The sequence below is a fragment of the Halomonas sp. SpR1 genome (genome assembly GCF_031010175.1).
In the GTDB taxonomy this organism is placed as follows: Bacteria; Pseudomonadota; Gammaproteobacteria; order Pseudomonadales; family Halomonadaceae; genus Vreelandella.
This window is the reverse complement of the sequence record NZ_JAUAMB010000009.1, coordinates 39,561-57,268: the sequence shown is the minus strand read 5'-3', so window position 1 is coordinate 57,268 and position 17,708 is coordinate 39,561. Positions and strand designations below refer to the sequence as shown.

Sequence of the window (17,708 nt, the reverse complement as noted above, 5' to 3'; positions counted from 1 at the left end):
AAACTGATCTTGTTTAAGCACCTACTGCTTAAAAACGCTGGTGAAGTGCGAAAGCTCTTTGAGTTTTTCAAGCGGCAGTTTGGAGGCTTGCGCGTCCTGGGCCACCATCACCCCCTCTTTCAAGGTATCTGCCACGCCCGCACAGTAGAGCGCGGCCCCGGCATTTAGCGCGACCATATCGGCGGCAGCGCCTTCACCGGAAAGCGCAGCCTTGACCAAGCGCAGGCTGTCTTCGGCGCTGGCGGCTTTCAGGGTTGCCAGGCTCTGGCGCTCAATGCCCAGCTCTTCAGGGGTAATGGTGTACTGGGTAATCTCGCCCTCTTTGAGTTCTGCCACCAAAGTGGGGCTGGCCAGGGAGATCTCATCCAGACCGTCCTCAGAGTGCACCACCATTACATGGCGACTACCCAGGGTTTTCAGCACTTCCGCCATCAGCGGCACCAGATCTGGTGCGTAAACACCCAGCACCTGGTTGGGAGCACCTGCGGGGTTGGTCAATGGGCCCAAAATATTAAACAGCGTGCGCACGCCCATTTCGCGGCGGGGGCCAATGGCATAGCGCATCGCCGGGTGGTGATTGGGGGCAAACATAAAACCGACGCCCACCTGTTCAATACAGCGAGCTACCTGGTCAGGCTTGAGATCCAGGTAAATACCCGCCACATCGAATAGATCCGCACTACCCGACGACGACGAAACGCTGCGGTTACCGTGTTTGGCCACATGGGCGCCAGCGGCAGCGGCGACAAAACTGGCGGCGGTGGAGACATTAAACAGGTTGGCGCCATCGCCACCGGTGCCGACGATATCCACAACGTTGTCAGCACTTAGCTCAACGCGCTTCATCAGTTCGCGCATTACCTGAGCTGCAGCGCTAATTTCAACGGCGCTTTCACCCTTCATGGCTAAACCGACCAGCAGGCCACCAATTTGCGCGTCAGATGCATCGCCGGTCATGATTTGGCGCATTAAAGCGTGCATGGCATCGAAAGAGAGGTTTTCGCGGCGCATTACCGCATTAATCGCGTCTCGCATTTGCATGAGCAGAGGGGCCCCTAAAAGCGTGTGAAACCGGCCATCAGCCGCGTTTTAAAAAGTTGGCCAACAGCTCATGGCCTTGGCGGGTAAGAATCGACTCGGGGTGAAACTGCACCCCTTCAATATCCAGCTCGCGGTGACGAAACCCCATAACTAAACCGGGGGTTACATCGTCATCGCTTGTCCAGGCAGTGACTTCCAAACAGTCAGGCAGGCTCGTTTTATCGACTATCAGGGAGTGATAGCGGGTAACCTCAACAGGATTATCCAGTCCCTCAAACACACCCTGATTAGCGTGCAGCACCGCAGAGGTTTTGCCGTGCATAACCTGCGGAGCGTGCACGACCTTGCCACCATACACCTGGCCAATCGCCTGATGCCCCAGGCAAACGCCTAAAATAGGCAACCTGCCAGCAAAGTGCTTGATGGCGGCCATGGAAATCCCCGCCTCGTTGGGCGTGCAGGGCCCTGGCGATACCACCAGGTGGGTCGGCGCCAGCGCTTCGATCTGCTCAATGGTGATGTCATCATTAAGGTGAGTGATCACTTCTGCGCCCAGCTCACCCAGATACTGCACGATGTTAAACGTGAAGCTATCGTAGTTATCCAGCATCACCACTTTCTGCGCTGCCTGTTTCCGCACTGACTGAGCTTGCGCCATTGCCCCACTTACTCCATTGCGTCTTTTCGACAACAGATGAAACCGCTAATGGCATGATGATACCGCAACCAAGCACTCTATTGCAGGGGGTTAAGTGTCGCGTTATAGGAAGCTAACAAGGACGCGCCGACCACACAACGAAGAAAACCTTCGGTTAGTCATAAGGCACGCTACGCTTGGGAGTGTAATACTATTCAGCACAGTGTCACTTTTTAGCATATGTGGCACTTTCCACCTGGGGGAATTCCCCTTGAGCAATGCTTGTTTCGGCCTGCCGCTGCATTGGAACTGGCAACAGGCCACCGCAGTCTTTATTATCTGCCGTCTTTTTCAATAGCTTTTTTAGCCAGTTAGGAGCGTAGGATGTCAAAGCGGGTTACCTGGGTATGTACGCTCTTATTCGTCGCGCTGCTAAGCGCTGCGCCGGCTTGTGCCAGTACAACGCTGCGCGTTATTGCCTCCTTTTCAGTCATGGAGGAGTTGGTCAAACGGGTAGCGGGCGACACGGTCAGCGTTAACGTCATTGTGCCACGGGGGGAAGATGTTCACCGCTGGGAGTTAACACCGCCCAATGTGCTGGCGTTAGAAGAGACCCATATCGTGTTTTATAACGGGCTTGGACTTGAGCCCTGGATACGCCACATTGAAGCGATGTCTGATGATGAGCTTACGCTAGTGGAAGTGGCTAAACAGGCCGACTATACACCACTGAGGGTATCGACCGGAGAGTATAAAGGCGAGCTAGACCCGCATATGTGGATGGATCCAGAGGGGGCAGCAGCCTACATTGATGTGATTGCCGAGACCCTGGCAGAGCATCTGCCCGACCATGCGGATACGTTTTATACCCGTGCTGAAGAGGCACGCAAGGCGCTGAATAATCTTAGCCTAGCGGTGAAAGAGCGCCTGGAAGGAATTCCACAAACGAACCGCACCTTAGTGACCAGTGAGGCAGGCTTTGGCTATTTCGCCCGCGCCTACGCCTTTGAAGCCCTAGGAGTGTGGGGCGTTAATCACGAAACCCAGGGCAGCGCCCAGGCCATGGCCAAAATGAGCGAATATCTTGCTAATAACCGCCCTCGCCCGCCAGCGCTGTTTTTTGAAAGCACCACCCCCTGTATTCATATGGATGCCCTGTCGCGGGAAGCATCGCTGCCCCTAGCTGGGCCTCTGTATGTCGACTCGCTGAGCGGTGCAGATGGCCCGGCGGCCAACTACGCGGCGATGCTGCAGCATAATGCCGAAGTAATGCATAGCGCCCTAGGGGGCGCGACAGCCGAGTAGGCGTCCAACTGCCATTAATCAATCGCCGGTGTCTCTTGGGGAGCAGCTACTAGGCTAACAATTCGGTTAACGAATTGAGCACCAGGTCGGGGTTACTGGTTTCAATCGGCTCACCATGATTATAGCCGTAGGGTAGCGCCAGGGTGGTAAAGCCTGCCGCCTTACCAGCCGCCATATCGTGGCGTGAGTCGCCGACCATCACACACGCCGATGGCGGTATTTGGCAGTTGCGGGCGGCGTGCAGTAGCGGCAGAGGGTGAGGTTTTTTTTCGGCCAGCGAATCACCGCCGATCAATAGGGTAAAATAGTCCAACAGCTCGAAGTGACTTAGCAACGGTTCAATAAAGCGTTCGGGCTTATTGGTAATCAACACCAGCGTCAGGCCTTGCTGATGCAGTGCCTGCAGTGTTTGCTTGACCCCAGGATAGAGCGTTGTCAGGGTATTGGGGGCAGCGCCGTAGTGCACCATAAACACATCATAACCACGCTCCAGAAGCGCTGGCTCAGGCGCCGCGTTTAGCGCCCAGGCCAGGGCTCTTTCGACTAATACGGGAGCGCCATTGCCGACCCAGTCCCGCACCTCCGTCTCACTCGACGCTGGCAAACCCAGCTCATTTAAGGTGCGCGCCACTGCGGCGGCAAGGTCGGGCACGGAATCGATCAGCGTGCCGTCCAAGTCGAAGGCAATCAGCCGTTTTCCTTGTAGCACCGGATGTAGTTCTGAGTAGTGAATTGAATGTTCTTGCAATGCTTTCTGCCTCATTCTCATTAGAAAACCATCTTACCTGTTCCCAGCAACGGTGCGCATTAGTAAGAAGCGCCAGAACCTTCTATGCTGGGGCTAATTTAGTTAAAGAGGTAGTGATATGCCCACTCCCAGAATCGTGATTGTCGGCGCCGGCGCAGGTGGTTTAGCCCTCGCTACACGTTTAGGTCGCACCTTAGGTAAGCGAAAACGCGCAGAAATTGTGCTGCTGGATCGCAATACCACCCATGTATGGAAACCGCTGCTCCACGAACTGGCGACTGGCGTGCTGAACTCCAGCATGGACGAGGTGGATCTTCGCGGGCACTCATCGGCGCACTTCTATCGCTTTCAGCGCGGCTCGCTCACCGGCATCAATCGCGAGCAGAAGATGCTCCAATTATCCCCTATCCACGACGAAGATGGATACGAAGTGCTACCCGCCCGGGAGCTTGCCTATGACTATCTGGTCATGGCGATAGGCAGCGTCTCCAACGATTTCGGCACGCCCGGCGTAGCGGAGTACTGCCACTTCATTGATTCCCCCGAGCAGGCCAAGGCGTTCCAGCGCGATATGATCAATACCTTTTTGCGCTATACCGATCCAAACCTGCGCCAGCATACTCAGTTGACCATTGGTATTGTGGGCGGTGGCGCCACGGGCGTAGAGCTTGCGGCCGAATTGTTTGACGCTTCGCGCATGCTCAATGCCTATGGAGTGACGGCGCTGGATAACCAGCAAATCAGTGTGCACTTGCTAGAAGCAGCCCCCCGCTTGCTGCCGGGGCTCTCGGAACGGGTCAGTCAAACGGTTAAAACAGAGCTTGAGGAAATGGGCGTGACGGTACACACCGATACCGCCGTGAAAGAGGCTCAAGAGTACCAGTTGGTCACTGGTGACGATGAAGTGATCAAAACCGATATCAACGTCTGGGCAGCGGGGATCAAAGCACCTCCGTTTTTGGCTGAGCTAGGTCTAACGACGAATAAGAAAAACCAAATTGAAGTCAACAGAACCCTGCAAAGCGTCGATGATGAGAAGATTTTTGCCCTGGGCGACTGCGCCAGCTGCCCTATGGGCGAGGATAGCACCGTGCCACCTCGCGCCCAGGCCGCTCACCAGCAGGCTAAGCTACTCGCCAAAAACCTGGCCAAACAACTGGAAGGCAAACCACTCGCCGATTTCCGATACCGCGATCACGGTTCGTTGGTATCGCTGGCTCGCTACGATGCGGTGGGTAATTTAATGCGCAGCTCCGCCTCCAAAGGGCTGTTTTTAGAGGGCTGGCTGGCTCGCCAAGCCTATGCATCGCTCTACCGCATGCACCAGCTCTCTATTCATGGGGCGCCGAAGACGGGGCTGGCATGGCTCGTCGATAAGCTTAATCGTTACTTAAAGCCGCGCATGAAACTTCACTAAACAACACTGACGTTTACTTGGCCAGCGCATCCCGCATATGCTTGATTACCGTGTCATAGCCGTGTGGATCGCTGGCTTGGTGGGCGCTAAAAATGGCGGATCCCGCCACAAAGGTATCGGCGCCCGCAGCAGCGATCTCGGCAATATTATCCACTTTCACCCCACCGTCGATCTCCAGGCGTATCTCAAATGCTGAGGCGTCAATGCGCGCCCGCGCTTCGCGAAGCTTATCCAGTGTGCCGGGGATGAAGGATTGCCCGCCAAAACCTGGGTTAACGCTCATTAGCAGCACCATATCGACTTTATCCATCACATAGTCGAGATAGGAGAGCGGCGTGGCCGGATTAAACACCAGGCCGGCTTTACAGCCGCCATCACGAATGAGCTGGAGTGAGCGATCGATGTGCTCAGACGCCTCCGGGTGAAAGGTAATGTAGCTGGCGCCCGCTTCGATAAAGTCGCTGATCATGCGATCTACCGGCTTAACCATTAAATGCACATCAATAGGCGCCGTAACGCCGTGCTTACGCAGTGCTTTGCACACCATGGGGCCAATCGTGAGGTTGGGCACATAGTGGTTATCCATTACGTCGAAATGCACCACATCCGCGCCTGCAGCCAGCACGTTATCCACTTCCTCACCTAGCCGGGCAAAGTCAGCCGATAAAATCGAGGGAGCAATTAAGAAATCATGCGCAGCGGTCATATTCCATTCCTGGTTATTCATCAGTAGACGTAGGGTAGTCACTCGATATACCTACAAGTACGCAGGCAAGTGAGCAAAGCCAGGCGCCTATCTTATCAGAGCTGCTTAGCAGAACCACTTATCGGCCACATACCCTTGGCTGGACATGTCGTCACACGCATATTCTTAAATAGAATATAAAACATGATTGTAATTCCACATTGATAGATTTAACCTTGCCAATATTGTGACACTACTATTTAGCGATATTTTGCGCTTACTGTTTTAAGGAGTTTCTCTATGGCACTGCCCACAATTTTCCGCCGCAGCCTGGTTGCCATTGCACTAGGCGTTACGGTTAGTGGTACCGCCGCTGCCCAGGAGCGGGAACTGCTCAACTCATCCTACGATATCGCACGGGAGCTATTTGCGGCGATCAATCCCGAGTTTCAGGCCTGGTGGCAGGAAGAGCACGGCGAGAAGATCGAAATTAGCCAGTCCCATGGCGGCTCTTCCGCCCAGGCCCGTGCCATTCTTCAAGGCCTTCGCGCCGATGTGGTGACCTTTAACCAGGTGACCGACGTCCAGGTGCTGGCTGATGCTGGATTGGTGGCCGAGGATTGGCAGGATGCCTTTGATAACAACGCCTCGCCCTACTACTCCACCACCGCCTTCTTAGTGCGAAAAGGCAACCCAAAAGGCATCGAAAACTGGGACGACCTGGTAAAAAAAGATGTAAAAATGGTCTTCCCTAACCCGAAGACCTCCGGCAACGGCCGCTACACCTACTTAGCCGCTTGGGGCTTTGCCGAGAAGGAGTTCGATGGCGATGAAGAGCAAATCGAGGACTTCATGCGCACTTTCTTGGCCAACGTAGCCGTCTTCGATACCGGCGGCCGTGGGGCGACCACTAGTTTTATCGAACGTGAAATTGGCGATGTCCTGATTAGCTTTGAGTCTGAAGTGAACAATATTCGCAGCGAGTATGGCAGCGACGACTACGAAGTAATCGTGCCGCCGGTGAGCATTCTGGCAGAGTTCCCCGTTGCCGTTGTGGGCGAAAATGCTGAGCGCAACGGCAACAGCGACCTGGCTCAGAGCTACCTTGAGTACCTTTACACCGAAGAAACACAGCGTCTGCTTGCGGGCTTTAACTACCGCGTGCATAACGAGGCCGTGGTTGAAGAGTTCGCTGACCAGTTCCCCGAAACCGAACTGCTTGAAGTGGATGAGGTGTTTGGTAGCTGGGATGAAGCTATGAAGACTCACTTCGAGGGTGGCGCCCTTCTCGACCAGTTACAGCGCCGCTGATATTCACTCATGAGTCAGTCTGAACTATGAGTCAACTTGCCTCTTGGCGAACCGGCAGTACCCGTGTGCTGCCGGGTTTTGGCCTTTCTATGGGTATCAGCGTGCTGTTCATCTCGCTGGTGCTGCTCTTGCCGATTACCGGCCTGTTTGGCCAATTAGCCGAGCTTAGCTTCGCCGAATACTGGGCGATCATTACCGAAGGGCGCGTAGTCGCCAGCTACATGGTCACCATTGGCGCGGCGGCCGTAGCGGCGATCATCAACGCCATATTTGGTTTACTGCTGGCATGGGTGCTAGTGCGCTATGAGTTCCCTGGTAAGCGCCTGCTAGATGCACTGATGGATCTCCCCTTCGCATTACCTACCGCCGTGGCGGGCATCACGCTGGCAACCCTCTATGCCGGCAGCGGCTGGATGGGCGGCTTGCTGGAACCACTAGGTTTTCAGGTCGCCTACACCTGGGTAGGCATTGCGCTGGCAATGGCTTTTACCAGTATTCCTTTTGTGGTGCGTACGGTGCAGCCAGTGCTGGAAGATATGCCAGCCGAAGTCGATGAAGCGGCCATGGCGCTGGGCGCGACCGACGGCGTCGCCTTTCGCCGGGTGATCCTGCCACACATTTGGCCTGCCCTGGTGACCGGAACCGGGCTGGCATTTGTGCGTTCACTGGGTGAATTTGGCGCGATTATCTTTATCGCTGGCAATATGCCTTATGAAACGGAGATCACCGCGCTGATGATTTTCGTCAAACTGCAAGAGTATGACTATGCCGGGGCATCGGCGATTGCCTCGGTAGTGCTGTTTGTCTCCTTGGCCCTGCTGCTGGCGATTAATATTTGGCAAGGGCGTTTTGTACGTCGCCTGCATGGAGGTAAGGGGTAATGCGTCGAATTGGTGATGCGCCGCTTATCCGGCGCTTGCTGATAGGTACCGCGTTGGTGCTATCAGCACTGTTTTTGCTGTTGCCGCTGGTGGCCATTTTTGCTCAGGCATTCTCCCAGGGCGTTATGGTCTTCTGGGCCAACGTGAGTAACACCTTTACCCTGCACGCGATTGGTTTAACGCTGGTGATTGCACTATTAACTATCCCAGTGTGTTTGGTGTTTGGCGTTGCCCTGGCGTGGTTGGTCACGCGGTTCAGCTTTCCTGGCCGACGCATTCTGCAAACGCTGATCGATATTCCTTTTGCGGTATCGCCCGTTGTGGCTGGTCTTATCTACCTCCTGCTATACGGCCGCAACGGCTGGATTGGCGGATGGCTGGATAGCTACGATATCCAGCTAATGTTCTCCTGGCCGGGCATTCTAATGGTGACCATCTTTGTTACCTGCCCCTTTGTTGCCCGCGAATTGATTCCGTTGATGCAGGCGCAAGGCTCCCGTGAAGAGGAAGCGGCCGTAACGCTGGGTGCCTCCGGCTGGACGACCTTCCGCCGCGTGACGCTGCCCAATATCCGCTGGGCGCTGCTGTACGGCGTTATCCTTACCAACGCCCGTGCGGTGGGGGAGTTTGGTGCTGTCTCTGTGGTTTCCGGCGCTATACGCGGCAAGACCAATACGCTACCACTGCACCTTGAGCAGCTTTACCAGGATTATAACGCCGTAGGGGCGTTTGCCTGCGCGGCCCTACTCGCATTGATTGCCCTACTGACGCTCGCCGCCAAGGCCGGGCTGGAATGGCGCGCAGCGCGCCGGGAGGCATTTGCATGAGCATTCACTTACACAATATCGCCAAACACTTTGGCAAAACTCAGGCGTTAGAGCCGATCAATCTGGATATTCACGAAGGTGAGTTGGTAGGTCTACTCGGCCCTTCTGGCTCGGGCAAAACCACCCTGCTGCGAATTATCGCGGGCCTGGAAAATGCCGACCACTCGAACCAGCCAGGAAAAATTCTGTTTGGTGACCGCGACGTGACCAATGTGCATGTTCGCGATCGTCGCATTGGCTTTGTTTTCCAGCACTACGCGCTGTTCCGCCATATGAGTGTTTACGACAACGTAGCCTTTGGGCTGACCGTGCTGCCGCGCAAAAGCCGCCCCAGCAGCGGTGAAATTCGCGCCAAGGTGTTTAGGCTACTAGAGATGGTTAAGCTTGAGCACCTGGCCAATCGCTACCCGGCTCAGCTTTCCGGCGGCCAGCAGCAGCGAGTGTCGCTGGCTCGCGCCCTGGCCGTAGAGCCGGAAGTACTGCTCCTTGACGAACCCTTTGGCGCTCTTGATGCCAAAGTGCGCCAAGAGCTACGCCGCTGGCTACGCCACCTGCATGACGAGTTCAATTTCACCAGCGTCTTTGTCACTCACGATCAGGAAGAAGCGCTGGAGCTTTCCGATCGCGTCGTGGTAATGAGCAACGGCCGTATTGAGCAAATTGATACTCCCGATGAGCTCTACAGGGAGCCCAAAAACCGCTTTGTGTTCGAGTTTTTAGGCGATGTGAATCACCTGGAAGGCAAAGTAGCCAACGGCGTCCTCACCTGCGGGGACGCCTATTGGCACGTGGATCTACCCGATGGCCATGAAGAGCTGCTGTTACGCCCCCATGAAGTGCGGCTAACCGAGCAGCCCACCGCTGAGAGTCACCTACCGGTTACTATCACCGCGATCTCACCGGTGGGCGCCGAGGTACGCGTGGAGCTGGAAGCAGATTGGCTGGCCCAGCCTTGGCTTGCTACCGTGCGCCATACTGACTTTGAACACTTGTCACTACGCCGGGGGCAACGCTTATTCGCCCACCCCCGCCACTGGCGGCGTTTCCCTAAAGTAGAAACGAAAGCGGCGGAACAAAGCCGCGTAGCATAACGCTATAGAAGCGCTGGCTGCCCCAAGCGGGGCAGTTAGCATTAACGTTTCACCGGGTAAGCTCAAAAGCGCATCTGCCTAAAGGTGAGGCTCACCCGCGGCTCAACATCTTTCTTGGTTTTAGGCAGGCTATGTAACCAATTCTTCTGTGTGATGCCTTTCATAATCAACAGGCTACCGTGCTCTAAAATAAGCGAAACACTCTCCCCTGTTTGTCTATGTTTAAACGAAAATTTCCTCTCCCCACCTAAACTCAACGCCCCGATGATCCCATTTTCGACAAGGTCTTTTTCGGCATCGCTGTGCCAGCTCATGCCCTCCTCACCCGAGCTATAAAAATTACACAGGCAAGAATTAAACACCTCGCCACAGTGGCTCTCTAACACTTGTTTAAGCTCACGCAAAAAGTCCGGCCATACCAACGCTATCTTGGTATACCCAGAGTAAGTATAGGAAAGCGGCTTATCCGCATACCAGGCTATCTTGCGTTTAGTAACGATCTCTTTGCCATAAATAAAGGCGCGATCATGCTCCCAGCTTAGTTCGCTTAGACACTTAGCTAAATACATATCGGCAGTGACTGTGTCCACAATTTTGCCGTGGTAGTAGACCTCGCCATCCCGTGGAAGCAAATTAATCAGCTTCATATCGTCATTTTCAAACAGATCGGTATGTGTCATAGCAACGCCTATTTTATACTCACGACAAAGACAGCAAGAAACGGGTTTTTCTCACACTAACAGGGGAGCAATACTGAGCGCTATGGGGAAATCCCCAGGGCTTGGCTGGTGCCTGTCGGCTAAGAGGAAACGTTGAAAAGGGACATAAAATGAGAGCAATAGACTATCTACGGCTACTGTCACTAGCCGCTATCTGGGGAGCAAGCTTTCTTTTTATGAGAATCGCCTCACCGGCAATTGGCCCCATCAACACAGCATTTTTTAGGGTCTTTTTTGGCCTAATTGGTTTGACCATCATCATCTTGGTCATACGTAAGACCCTGGAGTTCAGAGGCAAACTCGGCAAAATTTTGATTTTGGGAGCCATTAACTCAGGAATTCCCTTTCTGATGTACAGTATCGCAGCCACATTACTACCGGCTGGCTATTCAGCGATTTTAAATGCGACAACACCTTTAACCGGTGCCATGATCGGCTTTTTTATCTTTAGCGAAAGTTTGACTATAAAAAAATGGCTGGGCGTAACGCTGGGCATTATCGGCATTTCGGTTATTACCACTGTGGGTGATTCAAATATTGATGGCAACATCTATATTGGCGTGACTGCTTGCCTCATCGCCACTATCGGTTACGGCTTTGCTGGTTTTCTTACCCGAAAGTGGATAACCCAACAGGGCGGCCTGGATTCAACGCTTGTTGCGTTTGGCAGTCAAATAGGCGCTACCGCTTTCCTTAGCCCCTTATTGCTTTGGAACATATCAACTGGCCCCAGCATAGACTGGTTTCAAGGTGACGTGTGGATCAGTCTGCTAGCCGTCGGCTTTTTATGTACCTCCCTCGCTTATATTCTTTATTTTCGACTGGTCGCCGACATTGGGCCATTACGGTCGCTCACCGTGACCTTCTTAGTGCCGCCCTTCGCTGTGTTGTGGGTTTTTTTAGTTCTCGATGAAACAATTTCCAGCGAATTTTTACTTGGCTCATTGATCGTTTTACTGTCAGTCTGGCTAATAGTGGGGCCCGATTCAAAAAAAGCAGCCTAAGGCACCCGTTAGCGTCACTCTTTAACCATCACAGTGGCGTAGCGCAAAACAAGCACTGAACATACCGTCAACGCGTCACCCGCGTTATACTGGCGTTTTAGCCATAGCGGAGGAAGACCATGCTTCGGCGTCACTTTTTACGGATTTCAGGTGTACTGCTTGCCAGCGCGTGGCTTGCCGGTTGCGCCAGCCCCCAATACTTACAGCTCAGCCCACAGCGCAGCGCGCAGGTGCCGCAGGTAGGCTCAGGCCAGCAGGTCACGGTGATCGCCCAGGATGGCCGCGAGAGCGACATTATTGGCAACCGAGCAGGCGGCGGTATGTCGACAGCGCATATTACCGTGAGCAGCCACGAGTTGATTCCGCGTTTACAGGAAGAGGCCGAGCGCGCTGTGCGGGATATGGGCTTTAGCCCTACCACCGAGCAGGCCCAGGGCCGCCCGAGCTTGACGCTGGAACTTGCCAGCCTGAACTACGCTCGTGGCGACAGTGGCCAGCCGCTGGTCGATGAAGCGCGCCTTGAAGGTGTTTTCCGCGCTATTGCTCAAAATAAGGGCACCACTTATACCGGCACCTATACATCACGCCGCACCCAAGGCTACGCCCTTAAACCCGATGCTGATAGCAACACACGTATGCTAAGTGACCTGGTTAGCGATGGTTTGAACCGCGTCTTTAGCGACCCGGAACTGGGCCGTTTACTCGCACGCTAGATCACTCTTTTTCATAGCAGCATACACACAAGGGCCGCGTCTTTAATCTTCTATAGACGTGGCCCTCGTCGTTCCAGTGCCCATACGCTCTCCGTCCGGCCACGCTCATCGGGCGTGCCTTCTTCCAGAAACGTTAGCGAGAAATTGGCAGTGAACAGGCTCTCTATTTCGCTTGCGGGAACGCTATAAGGTGGCCCCGCAGCACCATCGGGATGCGACAGGCTAATCAGCAGGCCTTTAGCGCCCGGCGGCACTAACTGCGCAAGGTGAAACGCATAGCGCTGCCGTGTGGCTGGCGGCAGCGCTATTAGCGAGGCGCGATCATAGAAAGCGCCTATCTCGGCGGCCTGCTGGATATGCAGGTGAAAAAAATCTCCGCACCATAATTCCACACTGCCCTGGCGGGAAATCGTAAACCCTGCCTGACGGTAACGGGAAACTGGCGCGCTGCGCTGGGCCAAAAACTGCTCAATGGCCTCTGGGGCAAACTCAATGCCCAGCACTGGATACCCTTCATCCGCCAGCCAGCGCATATCAAGGCTTTTACCGCACAGCGGCACAAGCACCTTGGTGCGGCGATTAGCAACGCCAAGGGATGCCCAATGGCGCAGCAGTGCCGGGTGCGCCTGCTGCAAGTGAAAGCCAATGCGCCCTTCTTGCCAACGCTTGCGCCATTGATCGCTCATTGTTCGGCTGCCTTGAGGTGGTTAGAACCAACGGTCACGCTTTTTACGCCGACGGGGTAGGTGCGGCACAATCAGCCCCACCAATAAACCCGCGCCAGCCACGCCGCCGCCGTACATAAAGTAGCGCATCAGCAGGTCTTCTTCCTGCGTTTCCAGGCGCGCTTGGAGCGTCCTCACTTGCCGGCGGGACTGCTCTGCTTGCGCATCCAGCTCTTGATTGCTGGCCTCAAGCTCGGCAATGCGACGCTCGCGCAACTCTAGAGTCTCCGTCATTGAGGCCGTACGCTGCTCCCAGGTTTCATTGATACCTTCAAGCTCAGCGGTGAGCTCCTCGACCTGAGCTTCTAACGCGGGTAGCTGTTCAACCGCACTAGGCGTTTCTTGCAGTTCGTTGCTCAACACCCAGACCGCATTACCCTCGCTGTTGCGCACACGGGTGTAGTCACCGCTGGTTTCCAGCACCTCCACCTGCTCACCTGCGTTAAGCGTACCAATGATGCGGTACCCATCGGTGGGGCCGCTACGCACATAGGTGCTCAACTCATCGGTCACCCACGCTTGATTAGCGGACTGGGCAGTGGCATTGAAGCTGGTAACAGTGAGTAACAGACCAGCCGCAGCGGCGTAATTTCGATAACGAGTTCTGTTTACTAGCATGACATCATGTCCTGATTAAAAACGCTGCGAGGCGGACGAAGCCAACAGCGCTTATCGCCTAACTTAGCGGTGCGCTTGTCTCATACGCTTACCCTTCTCCGCGCGGAGGCAACGGGAAGGGACGGGGGAACTCTGCTACCCGGGCATCGGTTTTGACCGCCTTCAATGGCCCTTCGCGCTCCACTTCATCAATGCGCACAATCGCATTTAACGGTAGATAGCTACGCTTGACACCATCGAAGGTTCGTTGCAATTTTTCAGTTGCAGGGTCGACCACTACCCGTGAAGCATCGTCAAAGACAAACTCCTCGACTTCAATAAAGCCCCAGAGTTCGCTTTGAAAGATCTCTCGGACGTATAAATCCCAAATTTCACCCTGCTGGTGAACCACCACACGGTAGATCGGCTTGGCCGCCATCTTGGCCTAATCCTCTTGCCATTCGTACATTAAGTTGAACCGCCAAGCTTACCATATTCCTGACGCTGCGCCTTAAGGCTAAACCCTTAGTAAGCTTAGCGTTAAGACGACGGATAACGTGCTCATTAGCCGCGCCTGCCCCCCTCGTGTAAGGTAGTAAGCGTGGTTTGGCAATAATGCTTATTTACCAAGTAGGAGTCATCAACATGCAGAAAGATCCCAATAAGGGCTACATTGCCCTGCTAGGCTGGAGTCTCAATGCGATTGAAGCGGCCGAAAATTTTGACCGTCGCTACATTGTCGTTGCACCTGATTGGGCGGAAGAGTATTGCCAAAAACATGACATTCCCTACGTGCCTTGGAATTTCGAGCGACTCAATGACCGCTCTATGGAAATTGCCGAGACACTCAAAGAGAAAGGCGTTGATGTCGCCATTCCACTTTATGAAGAGACCGTTGAGTGGGCTGGTGCTATCAACTCAGTACTGCTGGATAACCCGCGCCTTTATGGCCAGTCGTTACTGCTACGCGACAAGGCGTTGATGAAGCGTCGTGCCCAACTAGGCGGCATCCGCGTGGGTATTTTTGAAGAAGCCCACGATAAAGACGATGTGGTGCGCTTCCTGAAGCGCGTTAACCAGACACTGCTCAAGCTGGACGGCGATCCCAACGACCCGATTCACCTTAAAGCGTTTGATAAAGCGGGCTGCCTTGGCCACCGCGTTATTCGCACACCTGATGAAGTCGATACCATCCCCGATGAAGAGTTCCCGGTGCTGATGGAATCGCACCTGGATGGCTGGGAATTTGCCGTTGAAGCCTGGATTCACGATGGCAAAATCGCCTTCTTGAACATTTCTGAATACGTGACGCTGGGTTACTCAGTATTTGTGCCCGCCTCCCCCGAGCTTGAGATTTACCGCGAGCAGATCACTCAACAGATTGAGAAGCTCATTAAAGCGTTCGACATTGAGTTTGGTTTGATCCATCCAGAATACTTTGTCACCAGCGATGGTGAGATGTACTTTGGGGAAGTGGCTTACCGTCCGCCTGGCTTTAAGGTATTTGAACTGCTCGAGCGTGTTTATGGCTTTAATGCTTACCAGGCATCAATGCTGGTATTCGATCCAAAAACCACGAAAGAAGAAGTCGCCAACTTCTTCCCGAAAGAAGTGGTCGATGCCAATGGCTTTGCCGGTTGCTTTGGCGTTTACCCACGCCGTCGTGTGGTCAGCCGCTTGGAAATTCCCGAAGAGACCGAAGATCACCCCTATTTTGAGTCTCATGAGCTAACCTCACCCGTAGAAGAAACCGTTACTAAACGCACCGCGTTTGGTACTCACTGGGGTCTGATCTACTTTAAAGGCGAGGATGCGCATACTATTCGCGATCTGCTAAAACGCCAAGAAGATCTCGACTTCTATGTATAATCCCCGCTAACGCTGGGATAAGGAGTCACCGTGGAGACAGATCAAGTGACGTCTTCTCAAGAAGATAGCAAGCTCGATGGATTATTGAGCAACTTTGACGAAGCCGTGCGCCTGCTCACCCAGGCGCCCGACTTTTCAAAACCCGCCAAGCTGCCGCGTGTGATGGATACTGCGCGTCGGGTACTGCTTCAGGATGGCGGCTGTGAAGCACTCGAGTCCCGCGCGCAAGCGTTTGAGGACGCTGGTGTGTTTTTAGGCTCCGACTGGGAAACGCCCCAATATCTGGTGCCGACCCTGACCACCTTCTCGCTGAAAAGCGCGGATGCCAATGTGGTCGTCATTGAGGCATTAAGCGAGCTGCGGCTACTCGCTGTCGCTAAAGGCAATTTTGAGCACCCGCTGGTTTCCGCAGAGCATGCCCACCACTACCTGACGCAGGTAATGGCGATTAATTTGTGGCTACTGTTCCTGCCACCCAGCGAGGCAGAGCGGGAAACCCAAGGACGCCTGGCGACCATTCCCCGCCAGCTTTTCCAGCATTTAGCTGAACGAATCGGCTACGAGCATATCGTTGATCGCCTGATTGATGAGATTTGGCGCATTTTAAAACAGCGCCCTATTCAGGTTGATTCGATCAAACAGATGATCACCCAAATTGCGCTATGTCAGGCTAATCCGGAGATTGATCTGGGTGCTAGCGGCCAAGGCGCCGACCGGCTGGTTAGCTCACTGTACGGGCCTACCCAGGCCTGTCGCGAAGATCCTGGCGTAGATGTTTACCGTGATCGCTTGGAGCATATGGATCAGGCTGCCCTGCAGGCTGAATCTACCGGCTTTGCCCGGGCGATGCATGACACCGGCCTGGTATCTCCATATCACGCCGTGCTGTTACGCCATCTACTCGAAGAGGGTGATCACCTACTCTCCGAGTCGCTAGGGCTTTCATCTACCGGTCGCGACTGTTTACTCTGCTACCGCGAGTTAGTGCAGGCACTTATACGTGGTGGCGTTTATCCTGCCACCGCGCAAGCCGTCTACGGCCTCGCCCTAATGCTTGAGCGCGGCATTCTTTATCAGCCGCCGGTGGCCCCCGCCATGTGGCGTCAACTAAACCTGCCGCTTTCCGAGTGGGCGCAGTCGCGGCTCACCCTGGCCTATGGCGATACCGTTTCTCCCCGCGCACGTTTAATTGAAGGCGTGCTCTGCATGCTGGGACTGCCGCTGGGCGTTGGCCAGGGCAACAATCCCACTTGCCAGTCAGCACGGGCGCTCTCCATGTGGGCGTACAACGACCCAGACTACCTGCTGCAGATGGTGGCATGGGCAGCTCGCGATGACGAAATCGTTATGCATTTCGAGGGGCAAGCCATCTCATCCATGGCAAGTCTCTCTGGTGTAGCGACCCAGTTGCCCATCGACCTCGACCCAGTTTCGCTGATTGTCGTACCGCACCTGGATCGCATTTATGCTGAAATGGGCCGGCGCTGCATTGGCCGTGAAGGCGACCCCCACCGCTGGGTAAACCCTGAATTTCACGGTTGGTGGTCGGGTCGTGGTTTTCGCATCAATGTCGATGTCGCCACCGGTCAACTAAGTAATGTGGATGATTTCATACGCCATTTTTTCGCTTATTATCACCCCTATTACAATGGCAACCAGCCGCTGATTCACCCTCAACCGGCGGGAATTGCGGTCACCGATAGCGCAGCGCGATTTATCGGTTGGCACGCGATCACCATTTTGCGGGCATCTCTCGACCCATCTGATGTGATGCGGATTTACTTCTATAATCCCAACAATGATAGCGGTCAGGATTGGGGCAACGGGGTTATCGTGAGCACCTCAGGCAATGGAGAACGCTTTGGCGAGGCATCGCTGCCTTTCGATCGCTTTGCATCCCGGCTGTATATTTATCATTACGATCCTCTGGAGCGCGTTGACATCGCCGATGTCACCAGCCAAGAGGTGGAGAATGTTAAACATTACCTACACCGTAGCTGGGGAGCTTCACGCTTACCGCCTACCGAGCTTCAGGCGGATCAAGGATCCAATTCTTCCCTAACCAATTCACCACTACCCAATGCGCCCCCAGACGAAGGGTAACAGGCCCTCTTAACGACACTTTTAACCACGACATT

The 17,708-nt window shown here is 54.5% G+C and carries 18 protein-coding genes; 10 read left to right on the top strand and 8 right to left on the bottom strand.

Annotated elements, in window-relative coordinates:
• Positions 1–21: 21 nt before the first annotated feature.
• The gene (gene trpD, locus QT231_RS08780; protein WP_308336534.1) at positions 22–1,041 is read right to left on the bottom strand and encodes an anthranilate phosphoribosyltransferase; all 1,020 of its coding nucleotides are present in this window, start codon (positions 1,039–1,041) and stop codon (positions 22–24) included.
• A 37-nt stretch (positions 1,042–1,078) separates the two neighbouring features.
• Positions 1,079–1,699, bottom strand: a complete 621-nt coding sequence (locus tag QT231_RS08775) for an aminodeoxychorismate/anthranilate synthase component II (RefSeq protein ID WP_308336533.1) — start codon at positions 1,697–1,699, stop codon at positions 1,079–1,081.
• Between the two features lie 363 nt (positions 1,700–2,062).
• On the opposite strand from QT231_RS08775, the gene QT231_RS08770 reads away from it, so the two are divergent.
• Positions 2,063–2,983 (top strand): metal ABC transporter solute-binding protein, Zn/Mn family, encoded by a 921-nt coding sequence (locus QT231_RS08770; RefSeq protein ID WP_308336532.1) that lies wholly within the window; start codon positions 2,063–2,065, stop codon positions 2,981–2,983.
• Positions 2,984–3,032: 49 nt separating this feature from the next.
• On the opposite strand, the gene QT231_RS08765 is transcribed toward QT231_RS08770, so the two are convergent.
• A complete protein-coding gene (locus tag QT231_RS08765; RefSeq protein WP_308336611.1) occupies positions 3,033–3,746 on the bottom strand; it encodes a phosphoglycolate phosphatase in 714 nt (237 codons plus the stop codon).
• Positions 3,747–3,849: 103 nt separating this feature from the next.
• On the opposite strand from QT231_RS08765, the gene QT231_RS08760 reads away from it, so the two are divergent.
• Complete coding sequence (locus QT231_RS08760; RefSeq protein ID WP_308336531.1) at positions 3,850–5,148, top strand: NAD(P)/FAD-dependent oxidoreductase; 1,299 nt, start codon at positions 3,850–3,852, stop codon at positions 5,146–5,148.
• 13 nt (positions 5,149–5,161) lie between these two features.
• Here QT231_RS08760 and rpe read toward each other — a convergent pair whose 3' ends face one another.
• Complete coding sequence (rpe, locus tag QT231_RS08755; protein WP_308336530.1) at positions 5,162–5,854, bottom strand: ribulose-phosphate 3-epimerase; 693 nt, start codon at positions 5,852–5,854, stop codon at positions 5,162–5,164.
• Between the two features lie 279 nt (positions 5,855–6,133).
• Between rpe and cysP the strand changes: the two genes are divergently transcribed.
• From cysP to QT231_RS08735, 4 genes are read left to right on the top strand one after another with little or no spacing between them, the layout of a single operon-like run.
• Positions 6,134–7,144, top strand: coding sequence for a thiosulfate ABC transporter substrate-binding protein CysP (gene cysP, locus QT231_RS08750; protein ID WP_308336529.1), 1,011 nt, complete (start codon positions 6,134–6,136; stop codon positions 7,142–7,144).
• Between the two features lie 26 nt (positions 7,145–7,170).
• Complete coding sequence (cysT, locus tag QT231_RS08745; protein ID WP_308336528.1) at positions 7,171–8,025, top strand: sulfate ABC transporter permease subunit CysT; 855 nt, start codon at positions 7,171–7,173, stop codon at positions 8,023–8,025.
• Positions 8,025–8,852, top strand: coding sequence for a sulfate ABC transporter permease subunit CysW (gene cysW, locus QT231_RS08740; RefSeq protein ID WP_308336527.1), 828 nt, complete (start codon positions 8,025–8,027; stop codon positions 8,850–8,852). The genes cysT and cysW overlap by 1 nt, the downstream gene beginning before the upstream one ends.
• Positions 8,849–9,943 carry a TOBE-like domain-containing protein gene (locus QT231_RS08735; RefSeq protein WP_308336526.1) on the top strand — a complete coding sequence of 365 codons (1,095 nt, stop codon included), beginning with the start codon at positions 8,849–8,851 and terminating at the stop codon, positions 9,941–9,943. Before cysW ends, QT231_RS08735 begins: the two co-directional genes overlap by 4 nt.
• A gap of 62 nt (positions 9,944–10,005) precedes the next feature.
• Here QT231_RS08735 and QT231_RS08730 read toward each other — a convergent pair whose 3' ends face one another.
• Positions 10,006–10,623, bottom strand: a complete 618-nt coding sequence (locus QT231_RS08730) for an alpha-ketoglutarate-dependent dioxygenase AlkB (RefSeq protein ID WP_308336525.1) — start codon at positions 10,621–10,623, stop codon at positions 10,006–10,008.
• 149 nt (positions 10,624–10,772) lie between these two features.
• Between QT231_RS08730 and QT231_RS08725 the strand changes: the two genes are divergently transcribed.
• Positions 10,773–11,666, top strand: a complete 894-nt coding sequence (locus tag QT231_RS08725; protein ID WP_308336524.1) for a DMT family transporter — start codon at positions 10,773–10,775, stop codon at positions 11,664–11,666.
• A 119-nt stretch (positions 11,667–11,785) separates the two neighbouring features.
• Positions 11,786–12,379, top strand: coding sequence for a YajG family lipoprotein (locus QT231_RS08720; RefSeq protein ID WP_308336523.1), 594 nt, complete (start codon positions 11,786–11,788; stop codon positions 12,377–12,379).
• 50 nt (positions 12,380–12,429) lie between these two features.
• Here QT231_RS08720 and QT231_RS08715 read toward each other — a convergent pair whose 3' ends face one another.
• The 3 genes from QT231_RS08715 to QT231_RS08705 form a co-directional block, all read right to left on the bottom strand.
• Positions 12,430–13,065: a thiopurine S-methyltransferase gene (locus QT231_RS08715; protein ID WP_308336522.1), complete on the bottom strand. Its 636-nt coding sequence runs from the start codon at positions 13,063–13,065 to the stop codon at positions 12,430–12,432.
• 21 nt (positions 13,066–13,086) lie between these two features.
• Complete coding sequence (locus QT231_RS08710; RefSeq protein ID WP_308336521.1) at positions 13,087–13,722, bottom strand: TIGR04211 family SH3 domain-containing protein; 636 nt, start codon at positions 13,720–13,722, stop codon at positions 13,087–13,089.
• 88 nt (positions 13,723–13,810) lie between these two features.
• On the bottom strand, positions 13,811–14,140 hold the full coding sequence (locus tag QT231_RS08705; protein ID WP_007113264.1) for a DUF1820 family protein: 330 nt from the start codon (positions 14,138–14,140) through the stop codon (positions 13,811–13,813).
• Positions 14,141–14,346: 206 nt separating this feature from the next.
• Between QT231_RS08705 and QT231_RS08700 the strand changes: the two genes are divergently transcribed.
• Together QT231_RS08700 and QT231_RS08695 are read left to right on the top strand one after the other, a co-directional pair.
• On the top strand, positions 14,347–15,570 hold the full coding sequence (locus QT231_RS08700; RefSeq protein ID WP_308336520.1) for a carboxylate--amine ligase: 1,224 nt from the start codon (positions 14,347–14,349) through the stop codon (positions 15,568–15,570).
• 30 nt (positions 15,571–15,600) lie between these two features.
• Positions 15,601–17,673: a hypothetical protein gene (locus tag QT231_RS08695; protein WP_308336519.1), complete on the top strand. Its 2,073-nt coding sequence runs from the start codon at positions 15,601–15,603 to the stop codon at positions 17,671–17,673.
• Positions 17,674–17,708 lie beyond the last annotated feature (35 nt).

Coding starts and splice junctions, on each gene's coding strand:
- rpe (WP_308336530.1), bottom strand. CDS start 5,854: ATGACCGCTGCGCATGATTTCTTAATTGCTCCCTCGATTTTATCGGCT.
- cysW (WP_308336527.1), top strand. CDS start 8,025: ATGCGTCGAATTGGTGATGCGCCGCTTATCCGGCGCTTGCTGATAGGT.
- QT231_RS08720 (WP_308336523.1), top strand. CDS start 11,786: ATGCTTCGGCGTCACTTTTTACGGATTTCAGGTGTACTGCTTGCCAGC.
- QT231_RS08765 (WP_308336611.1), bottom strand. CDS start 3,746: ATGAGGCAGAAAGCATTGCAAGAACATTCAATTCACTACTCAGAACTA.
- QT231_RS08735 (WP_308336526.1), top strand. CDS start 8,849: ATGAGCATTCACTTACACAATATCGCCAAACACTTTGGCAAAACTCAG.
- QT231_RS08705 (WP_007113264.1), bottom strand. CDS start 14,140: ATGGCGGCCAAGCCGATCTACCGTGTGGTGGTTCACCAGCAGGGTGAA.
- QT231_RS08700 (WP_308336520.1), top strand. CDS start 14,347: ATGCAGAAAGATCCCAATAAGGGCTACATTGCCCTGCTAGGCTGGAGT.
- cysP (WP_308336529.1), top strand. CDS start 6,134: ATGGCACTGCCCACAATTTTCCGCCGCAGCCTGGTTGCCATTGCACTA.
- QT231_RS08730 (WP_308336525.1), bottom strand. CDS start 10,623: ATGACACATACCGATCTGTTTGAAAATGACGATATGAAGCTGATTAAT.
- QT231_RS08770 (WP_308336532.1), top strand. CDS start 2,063: ATGTCAAAGCGGGTTACCTGGGTATGTACGCTCTTATTCGTCGCGCTG.
- trpD (WP_308336534.1), bottom strand. CDS start 1,041: ATGCAAATGCGAGACGCGATTAATGCGGTAATGCGCCGCGAAAACCTC.
- QT231_RS08760 (WP_308336531.1), top strand. CDS start 3,850: ATGCCCACTCCCAGAATCGTGATTGTCGGCGCCGGCGCAGGTGGTTTA.
- cysT (WP_308336528.1), top strand. CDS start 7,171: ATGAGTCAACTTGCCTCTTGGCGAACCGGCAGTACCCGTGTGCTGCCG.
- QT231_RS08775 (WP_308336533.1), bottom strand. CDS start 1,699: ATGGCGCAAGCTCAGTCAGTGCGGAAACAGGCAGCGCAGAAAGTGGTG.
- QT231_RS08725 (WP_308336524.1), top strand. CDS start 10,773: ATGAGAGCAATAGACTATCTACGGCTACTGTCACTAGCCGCTATCTGG.
- QT231_RS08715 (WP_308336522.1), bottom strand. CDS start 13,065: ATGAGCGATCAATGGCGCAAGCGTTGGCAAGAAGGGCGCATTGGCTTT.
- QT231_RS08710 (WP_308336521.1), bottom strand. CDS start 13,722: ATGCTAGTAAACAGAACTCGTTATCGAAATTACGCCGCTGCGGCTGGT.